Source organism: Bradyrhizobium sp. AUGA SZCCT0177 (genome assembly GCF_018130125.1).
Classification (GTDB): Bacteria; Pseudomonadota; Alphaproteobacteria; order Rhizobiales; family Xanthobacteraceae; genus Bradyrhizobium.
Map to the genome: position 1 here is coordinate 1 of NZ_JAFCMA010000068.1, position 9,329 is coordinate 9,329.

The 9,329-nt window shown below is 59.3% G+C and carries 10 protein-coding genes; 5 read left to right on the top strand and 5 right to left on the bottom strand.

Annotation, left to right across the window (positions count from 1 at the left end; translation table 11 throughout):
• Window positions 1–290: helix-turn-helix domain-containing protein (locus tag JQ597_RS38600; protein WP_502754837.1), on the bottom strand; the 290-nt coding region annotated here is incomplete at its 3' end.
• A 167-nt stretch (window positions 291–457) separates the two neighbouring features.
• Here JQ597_RS38600 and JQ597_RS37325 point away from each other — a divergent pair.
• From JQ597_RS37325 to JQ597_RS37340, 4 genes are all read left to right on the top strand, one after another.
• Entirely contained in the window at window positions 458–1,141 is a 684-nt protein-coding gene (locus JQ597_RS37325; RefSeq protein ID WP_212270369.1) for a hypothetical protein, read from the top strand.
• A 136-nt stretch (window positions 1,142–1,277) separates the two neighbouring features.
• Window positions 1,278–1,520: a helix-turn-helix transcriptional regulator gene (locus JQ597_RS37330; RefSeq protein WP_212270370.1), complete on the top strand. Its 243-nt coding sequence runs from the start codon at window positions 1,278–1,280 to the stop codon at window positions 1,518–1,520.
• Window positions 1,521–1,814: 294 nt separating this feature from the next.
• The gene (locus tag JQ597_RS37335; protein WP_249148477.1) at window positions 1,815–3,452 is read left to right on the top strand and encodes a tyrosine-type recombinase/integrase; all 1,638 of its coding nucleotides are present in this window, start codon (window positions 1,815–1,817) and stop codon (window positions 3,450–3,452) included.
• A gap of 13 nt (window positions 3,453–3,465) precedes the next feature.
• Window positions 3,466–4,539, top strand: a complete 1,074-nt coding sequence (locus JQ597_RS37340) for a site-specific integrase (RefSeq protein ID WP_212270372.1) — start codon at window positions 3,466–3,468, stop codon at window positions 4,537–4,539.
• A 100-nt stretch (window positions 4,540–4,639) separates the two neighbouring features.
• Here the strand turns inward: JQ597_RS37340 and JQ597_RS37345 are convergent, their stop codons facing one another.
• From JQ597_RS37345 to JQ597_RS37360, 4 genes are all read right to left on the bottom strand, one after another.
• Window positions 4,640–5,626 carry an ABC transporter substrate-binding protein gene (locus tag JQ597_RS37345; protein WP_212270373.1) on the bottom strand — a complete coding sequence of 329 codons (987 nt, stop codon included), beginning with the start codon at window positions 5,624–5,626 and terminating at the stop codon, window positions 4,640–4,642.
• Window positions 5,627–6,586: 960 nt separating this feature from the next.
• Window positions 6,587–7,015: an EF-hand domain-containing protein gene (locus JQ597_RS37350; protein ID WP_212270374.1), complete on the bottom strand. Its 429-nt coding sequence runs from the start codon at window positions 7,013–7,015 to the stop codon at window positions 6,587–6,589.
• Window positions 7,016–7,141: 126 nt separating this feature from the next.
• Window positions 7,142–7,384, bottom strand: a complete 243-nt coding sequence (locus JQ597_RS37355; protein ID WP_212270375.1) for a hypothetical protein — start codon at window positions 7,382–7,384, stop codon at window positions 7,142–7,144.
• 83 nt (window positions 7,385–7,467) lie between these two features.
• Window positions 7,468–7,755, bottom strand: a complete 288-nt coding sequence (locus tag JQ597_RS37360) for a hypothetical protein (protein ID WP_212270376.1) — start codon at window positions 7,753–7,755, stop codon at window positions 7,468–7,470.
• Between the two features lie 352 nt (window positions 7,756–8,107).
• Between JQ597_RS37360 and JQ597_RS37365 the strand changes: the two genes are divergently transcribed.
• A complete protein-coding gene (locus JQ597_RS37365) occupies window positions 8,108–9,133 on the top strand; it encodes a methyltransferase (RefSeq protein WP_212270377.1) in 1,026 nt (341 codons plus the stop codon).
• Window positions 9,134–9,329 lie beyond the last annotated feature (196 nt).

The window sequence follows — 9,329 nt, forward strand, 5'->3', positions numbered from 1 at the left end:
CGGCTGATGGTTGACGCAGATCGTCCCAAGTGGCGCGCGATCGACCGCAACGAGCAGCGCATGCTGAGCCATCGAGATATCTCCTCTCGTTCAGAAAGGCTTAGCGCCTGATTGGCACGGCGCCGATCCGGAGGACGGACGCCGCCAGTCGGCGAGATCACCGAGAACACCGACGAGGATTCCCGGTCAAATCGGCGTCCGATCGAACTCATCGGCTCGCCGGCCTGCCACCGATCCCAGATCTCTGATCGCTGGGCCGCCGAGTAATAAATGCGACGTCGCTGTTTCATGTCCACACTCCATCTTTGCCAAAGATTAGAGTGTTGCGCTGACCAATTGAGCCCGCCGCACAAAGCGGACATTGATCCGGCGACCATTGATGTCCGTTGCCGGGGGCAAAGCAGACATCCGAGCAGTTATCGATTGAAACAGATTTCATGAAGGCCATAGTTGCTAGATGGCACGAATCCCAACCAGCGGTGCGACCACGGTCACGCCGTATCGAACCGAGGCTGAGCTTAGAAAAGTTCTCAAGGAATTAAGTCCGGAAGCGGAATTCAGCGCATCCGAAGTCAAGAACTTATATTGGCGGCTCGGAGCCATTGTCGGACGCTGGTCAGCAGAGCAGAGCCGGCTCAAAACATTATCGATAGCGAGGCGTCTAACGGCGATCAGCAAGAATGTGGCCGCGGCGACGGATACCTTGTCTGCTCATCAGACTGGGATCCAGGACGTCCGAGACATCGAAGTCGTTTCGCAGCTGAAAATTGTGCTCGCGGCGGATCCCGAGGTAGGATCGTTTGAGAAAGCGGATGAATTGATTGGGTTGCAAAAAGACCCCGCTAAGCTGGCAGAAGCGTGTCTAATTGCTGCGCGGAATTTGAAGAAACAAGAAGGCAAGGGGGGACGTCCGCCCGCGCAATGGCATGATGATTTCACGGCTTTGCTGTTAGACATCGCAAAGAAAGGCGACGTTCAGCCGACTTCCTGGAAGGATTCGGTATCGGACAAACGACGAGGTTGGCTGTTCGACGCTGCTAGAAGCCTCGAACCTTTTCTGAATCCTAAAATGGTGGTTGGAGGTGAAGAAGCCACTGGATCGCGTCTGGATCGGAGTAAGGAGCGCCTAAAGCAAAGATGATAGAGCGAGGTTCCGTCTGAAGAGGTTTTGCCGATGTGCGAATCTCCAGGCGTTCTCCTAATTGGATGTCGATTGCCGGGCCAACCCGGCGATTGCTCGGGCGGCACGCCCGGTCTTTCCGATAAGGGTATGTCCAATGCCTCCCAAGTCTTCCAGCCCAAGCGGTTCGCCGCCGTCCGCCCCAGCGGTCATCACGCTTCTTCTGACGCCGAAGCAGGCAGCGCGCGCTCTGAATCTCAGCGTGAGCTGGCTTGCCAAACGTCGACTGGCCGGTGACGGCCCGCCCTACATCAAGCTGGGCGGTGCCGTCCGCTACTCCGAGACGGCGCTCCAGCAGTGGATGAAATCGCAGCAGCGCACCTCTACGAGCGGACCATGAACGATGGTTGCCGGTAGCGCCGACGTGAAAAGTGCGGAGGACAAAATCCTTCGTGCTCTTTTCCTTCGCGGTCGTAGTAGATGTCTGTCTCTATACATCAGTATACATCGGAATGACACAGTATAGTCTTTGATTAGGATGTTTTGTGTAAGTATCGATACCCTTTATACTGTTGACGACTTCCCAATCTCCACTGGTATACATCGATGGGGTAACCCCTGCATCGGCAGCGCGAAGGAGTTGATCCCAATGACCGAATCTATGATGCCCCTCGAACCAACCTTCGCCGCAGCGATGATCGCGATCGAGGTCGCCGCCGACCTGTCCGCGAGCGTCAAACGTCACTGGATCTGCTCGCTGCGGCAGATCGCGAAATGGCTTGACCGACCGGTTGAGGTGACCCCGGCGCGATGGACGGCGATCCGCCTGCCGGTGGGCCTGCTGCACCACGCGCGCTTGGGCGTCACCCCAAAAACGGTGGCCAACCACCGGGCCAATGCCGCGGCAGCACTTCGCTGGTTTGGCAAGGAGTTCAACGTGCCCGCACGCGGGGTTGCCCTGTCGGCCGAGTGGGCAACATTGCGGGATGGCATCGGCGACCGCGGTCGCCGCGCCCGTCTCTACGGCTTGATGCGCTATTGCTCGGGCCGCGGCTTAATGCTGGACGCAGTCGATGACACCCTCGTGGCGGACTATCTGCGGTACCGCGCCGAGACGACTTCGCTGGCCGCCGGCAGCGCGGCCCACCGCTCGATTGCGCGGGCCTGGAATCTGTCTGCTGGCGAGAATCCGGCCTGGCCTGCACGGCGGCTGACGGAGCCGCCGGTCAAGGCCCAGGAAGGTCCGGCGTGGGAAGAGTTTCCCGAGGGCCTGCGCCGCGACATCGTCAAGTATCTCGCCGGGCTCGGCAAGATCCGCAAGGGACCAAACGGCAAGCGCAGCCGGCCGTGCAGTCCGAGGACAGTCAAGACCCGTCGAGCGGAACTGGTGGCGGTGGCGCGGATGGCGGTCAAGATCGGGCTCCCCATCGAGAGTCTGAAGTCACTGGCTGCCTTAGTCCACCCCGACGTGGCGGCGCCGGTGCTCGACGCCTACTGGGAGAACAATGGAGCGGAGCCGAAGGTCTACACCATCGATCTCGCCTGGAAGCTGCTCAGCGTGGCGAGGCAAACGGGCCTCGACCAGGCGAGCATCGAGCGTCTCGACGATATGCGCGTGTCCCTGGAAGAACACCGCCACGGAGGATTGACGGCTAAGAACCTTGACTTGATCCGGCAGGTGCTGACGGACGGCATCTGGAGCGAGGTGGTCTCGCTGCCGAACGCGTTGATGCGGCAAGCCCGGGCCGATCAAGCCCACGCGCCGGTCAAGGCAGCCCTGACCGCCCAGCTCGCGGTCGCCATCGCCATCCTGTCGTTTGCGCCGGTCCGACTGACCAACCTCGTCTCCATTGAACTCGGCAAGAACCTGATCAAGCCCGGTGGACAGGCCTCGCCGTTCTGGCTGGTCTTCCCGCACTATGACGTCAAGAACCGCGTCACTATCGAATTTACGTTCGACAAGGCTCTCACCGGGTTGATCGATGAGTACATCCACGAGTTTCGGTCGACGCTGGCGCGCGGTTCCAACACGGCCTGGCTGTTCCCGGGCGTCGCCGGGAAGCCGAAGACGGCGAACATGTTCAGCACCCAGATCACGGAGCGCATCCAGAAGGTGACGGGCGTGCGGATGACGGTCCACCAGTTCCGCCATGCCTGCGCGGCGATCTATCTCAAGCATCGCCCCGGTGAATACGAGACCGTCAAGCGTCTGCTCGGCCACCGCAACATCCAAACCACCGTCAACTTCTACTGCGGTTTGGAAACGACGCAGGCCAATGAGGCGTTCGGCAAGATCATCCGCGAGCACATCAAGTTCGAGGATGCGGCCTGAGAGGGGCTATCCTATGTCGATACCGCAGCCGATTGAGCCGTCAGAGAAAGCGGGGATCCGATCGCTCCCGATCGAGTTCTGGCCCGAGTCCGACCGCAAGGCATGGATGTCTGTCAGCAGGCCGAGCCAGCGCCTAAAACGTGGCGGTGCCGGCAGCCATATGAAGGCCATCACACTGGCGGACCTCGCACGGCGCTACAGCTACTTCCTTGATTTTATGAACCGACAGGGATTGTTTGATCCGAAAAAGACAGCAGGCGGCCATGTCACACCGGCGAACGTCGATACATATTTGGAGGAACTCACCGCCCGCGTCGGCTCGGTGACGGTTCAAGGGTCGATCTACAAGCTTCGACGGGCTTGCGAATTGATCGATCCAGCGCGTGACCTGTCCTGGCTCACCGACATCGAAAAAGACCTCGCCCTAGTGATGCGGCCACGATCGAAGACCAATCGCTGGGTGCTGACGGAAGTCCTCGTCGAGGCCGGCCTGACCTTGATCGCAGAGGCTGAAAACTCCCGCAGGATGTCCAAGCTCGGTCAGGCGCGACAGGTCCGAAACGGTTTGATGGTCGCGATGCTCGCCATGCACCCGGTTCGGCTGAAGAACTTTGCGGCCCTGGAAATCGGCCGCAGCCTCGTCGAAATCAAAGGCTCGTGGTGGATAGTGCTGTCGGCGACAGAGACCAAAGAGGATCGTCCTGACGAGCGGCGGATCGACGATCTGCTCCAACCGGCGCTAGACCGCTATCTCAAAAAGTACCGGCCATTTCTGGCTGGAGCAGATCAATCGACCACAGCCTTGTGGCTTTCGTCAAACGATGAAAGTCCAATGACCTACGACGGCGTCGCGCGCGCTGTGACCGAAACCACCCGATCCACCGTCGGCGTCGCCGTTAGCCCGCATCTGTTCCGCACCGCTATCGCCTCCAGTGCTGCCATCTATGGCGGCGCCAATCCGCACCTCGCTAGCGCGGTATTACATCACAAAGACGCGCGCGTTACCGAGGCGCATTATAATCGGGCATCAAGCATCAGCGCGGGTGAGAGCCTGCGAAGCATCATTCAAGGATACATAAAGGACTAACGCACAGGTCCGGTTCCATGTCCGCTGTGCAGCGCATAGCGGACTCAAGGCGGACATCGCTCCATGTCCGAAAGGTGCCAGATTCAGACATCGCGTCGCTTCACTCGATCACCTCGTCGGCGGTCGCGAGCAGCGACTGCGGTACGGTTAGGCCGAGCGCCTTTGCAGTCTTGAGATTGATAATCAGCTCATACTTGGTCGGCGCCTGAACCGGCATGTCGGCCGGTTTCTCGCCTTTGAGGATACGATCGACATACCCCGCGGCGCGCCGGAGCGGATCGAGCGTGTTAGCTCCGTAAGTCATAAGGCCACCGTCCACCGCGTAATAGCGATAGGGATAAATCGATGGCAATTTGTGACGAGAGGCAAGACCGATCAAGAGCTTGCGACGAGACCCCGTGCCGCCTGAGGTTACAATCATGCCGCCACTGCCGGAGCGTGTGAACGCCGCTACGCTCCGCTCGATTTCGTCGGTGTCGCGCACGTTCACGGGTGTGAGTTCAATGCCAAGGTTCTGCGCTACCGATCGAACCGCCGCGAATTGTCCGATGCCTGCCGCAGTGGCTGGATCACGAAACACCAGAGCCCGGGTCACGTTTGGCGCGATTTGCTTGAGCAACTCGGCCCACTTGCCGCTCATGCTGTATTCGAAATTCGAGAAGCCGGTGATATTGCCGCCCGGGCGGGCCATGCTTTGGACGAAGCCGGCACCGACCGGATCGGGAGCGTTCACGAACACGATCGGGACAGTACGCGTAGCCTGCTGCAATGGTCCGACGGCCGCACTGCCGATGGTCACGATCACGTCCGGCGTGAGAGCTACCAGCTCCGCCGCATCGCTGCGACCACGGTCGGCATCGCCGCCGATCTGACGAACTTCGATCTTGAGATTGCGGCCGACCACCCACCCTAACTGCCGAAGAGCCTGTTCAAAAACCGCGGCCCGCGCTTGCGCCTCAGGATCGTCCGATTCGAGGGCGTTGAGCATGCCAATGAAGCGCACGCGCTCGGATTGTTGCGCGCGTACCGCGATAGGCCCCGCAACAACCGCCCCACTCACGATACCGAGAAAATCCCGCCGCTTCATGCCCGCGCCCCCCGACGGGTGACATCTTAACTGCTCCAATCGGCGACTCGGAAGGGGCCAAAAGAAGCTTCAGGCACAAAATTAGCTAAGACTGGCGATGTCCGTTGCGGGTCAAAAGGCGAAATTCCGGGGTGACCAGCGCACGTCTGCTTTGGCCCCAAAAGCAGACATCCCGTCGTTGATGGCTTGCCCCGTGTCGCGGTGATGACGCGATGCGGCCGCTGCGCACCTCTTCGATCTCGATCTTTGCCAACCGGCCCCCCGCCGTCCGATAACCCTGTCATTGGGTCGTGACGCCGTCCTGCTATCGTCTCCGGGTTTGCAGGAGCATGGTCACGGCCACTGCCGCCAGAACAAAAACAACGACGATGGCGAGTGTTTCAAATGACCCCATAGCGCTGATCTCCGTCAGAGCCATCCTCCCTAACGTTAAGTCATCAGAAGGGCGGTCCCGTGCGACAAATCGCATCGGAGGCCCGTGCGGTTCTGCCTCCGCGCAAGCGCCCGCTGTTCCCAAGGGCACGCTCGCTGGGCGTTTCGATGGGCGGCTATGTCCGTCGTGGTGACGCTGACGCCGGTCGCGTCGGAGGTCGAGCTGCCACCACCTCCCACCATCGGTCGTTCGGGTCCTTCTGAGGGCGCGAATTGATGCGGGGACCGCGCTACCGCGCCTTTTGAGGATATTTGCACTCGCGTATTCTCGGCTTTATTTTATGTACGATCAGTACACGATAGGCGGCGCGCGCCGATGGACCACAAGCAGACCTCAAACTGCGAATGCCCGATCCCCGCTTCTGCCCCGTGAGCGGACATTGCCAGTGAGACCAGTCATGTCCGAAAAGTGCCAACTACGGACATGCACGGAGGTCCGCTTATCCCTCGCAATTGGCCTCACCTCTTGTCACCCGAACCGAACGGGCGGCTTAGCCATGGCGTCGTGCGCTGACGGGAAAGACCGCGCTACTGCTGCGAGGCCGGCGTACCGGGCCGCCCGTGCATGAAGGCTTGCATCTCCTCTTGCGTCACCTGGCCATCCTTGTTGCTGTCCATGGCCTTGAAAATCCGCTCATGCGCGGCCTGAAATTCCTGCAATGAGATTTGCCCGTCGCCGTCGTCCATCAGAGCGAACACCATGCGGAACATCATCGGTGGCCCCATCGCGCCTCCCATCATTCCGTCCCCCATCATTCCGCGGCCCACCATGCCGCGACCCATCATGCCTCCGCACATCATATCGCCTTGCGCAGTCGCACTGCCTCCGCTTCCCTGATCCGTACTATGTGAATGAGCCTGCTGGCTCGACTGGGGCTGTGCCATTGCACCGACAGCGCCATATGCCAGCGTGAGAGCGGATATCGTAATTCCCAAAACGCGAACGGCCTTTTTCATGGGAGTTCCTCGTTTGAATGCCGGTCTTCGAGCTACGTTCCTGCCATCTACAACCGCCACTATCGACTGTTGCCGACCTTCAGTCACAACTTTGGAAAGCGGTCGCGCGCCGGCGGAGCTTTCCAATCAATCCTTCTTAGGTCCGATGTGATGGGGCACTTCGGATTTGGGCCCGCCAAAATAATGGTGGCTCCCGCCGAAGCTAGATTTCTTTGGCGCGCCGACTTCTTTCTTACCGGGATGATACGGGACTTCGGACTTAGGCCCGCCGGAGTAGTGATAACTGCCCCCCTTGTCGGCTTGAGCCATCGCAGGGAGCGCGAAGCAAGACAAAACGCTTACCATGGTCAACAGCTTGAGGATGCTCATCATCTGTACCTCCAATTCGCACAACCGGCATGATGTACAGAGAGCCAGATTGGCGTTGCTGAAGTTCGATGCATACGGCTTAGCTAAGTTCGGATAGCTCTCTGCCCGGGAACGGCTGCGATCAGTTGCGGCCACAGATTGAAGAAGAACACAAAGATGATTGCAACGATCCAGCCGTAGATCATGCTCGCGACAAGGCCGTAGATAAAACTGCCGACGCTCAGCAAAGTGAAGTAGGGAAAGACCGCCGACAGAAGTGCGTGCCCCTTGAGGTCCGGGACGGCCAGCCAAAGGACTACGCACAGAACGTAGATTGTCTGGAACAACATGCAGGTGGCGAACATGGTCCGAAGATAGGGGAGCTTGGTCATGTCCATTCTCCTGCTTGGCCCCTACAAAAGTCTCTCGCGGAAACGAACGCAGCACTTTGAGCTAGATCAATTTATTACGCACATTTCAGGGGAGCCGCCCCTAACTGGTTCGCCGGTTGCGATATGCATTCCCTCCCGACGCAAAGGGGCGGCTCTACCGCTCAACTTGGCTGCCCGCTTATGTCGGCTAAGGGTCATTCGCGTCGGTTTGCCCAGACCACGGCGACTTCCGGTCTACCCCGGTGAACGGACATTCTCAGGATAGGCAAGCACGTCTCAAAAGTGCCAATAGCCGAAGTAGCCGGTTCCTCCGCTACCTAGTAGAATGCAGCATTCTTTTTGGGGGATTGGTATGGCAGTTAGTAAGTCGGACGACCTTCCGCCGCACGTTGAATTAATCCAGATGGGCCGGGGCTTTGTTGTCGCGAGAGTAGTCTATGCAGCGGCCAAGCTGGGGTTGGCCGATCAACTCGCCCGCGGCCCGAAGAGCGCTGCGGAGCTTGCCGAGTCTATGCACGCGCATGCGCCTTCGTTGCACAGGCTGATGCGTACACTAGCAAACCTGGGCATTCTGACCGAGCGCACAGAACAGCGTTTTGCCCTGACCGAATTAGGCGAGGCGCTGAAGACCGGCGCGCCTGGCTCGGCACGATCATCCGTGATTTTTTCCGGCAGTCCGTCGTCTCAAAGAGGTTGGGACAATGTGGTTTATTCCATTGAGACCGGCAAACCCGGCTTTGAGAAGGCGCACGGCGAAACGTTTTTCGACTACCTTGGCCATCATCCTGAGGACGCCTCGCTGTTCAGCGAGATGATGGTCGGTATCCACAGCCAAGAGCCTGCAGCCGTCGCCGCAGCTTATGATTTCTCAGTCTTTGAAACTATTATCGACGTCGGCGGTGCGACCGGCAACATGCTCGCGGCCGTCCTCTCTCATCACGCCAGACCGCGCGGCATCCTTTTTGACCGGCCGCACGTGGTGACCGACGCTCCGACTTTGCTCGACGCCAAAGGCGTGAGTGATCGGGTGACGATTGAGGCCGGCGATTTCTTCAAGTGCGTCCCCACTGGGGCGGATGCTTACATCCTTTCGCACATCATCCACGATTGGGACGAGGATCAATGCCTGACTATCCTTGGCAATGTCCGCAAGGCAATGAACCCGGCCTGTCGTCTGCTCCTCGTCGAAATGGTGCTGCCCCTCGGCGACACCCCGCATCCAGGGAAAATGCTCGACATGACGATGCTCGTTAGTATGGGAGGTCAGGAGCGAACCGAAGTCGAATACGGGTCGCTTCTGACCAAGGCCGGTTTCCGGCTAACGCGGGTTGTCCCAACCAGCTCTGCGGCGAGCATCGTGGAGGCCGTGGTGGCTTGAGCAAGAGTGGATGTAGGACGTCTATTGGGGGTCATTCACGTCGCTTTGGCTGGACCACGGTGACTTCCGGTCTACCCCGGTGAACGGACATTCTAAGGATAGGCGGGCATGTCTCAAAGGTGCCAAGAGCGGACTCGCACGATTATTCGATTACCTCATCAACTCGAGCGCTTATTAATTGTGTGATTGTCACGCC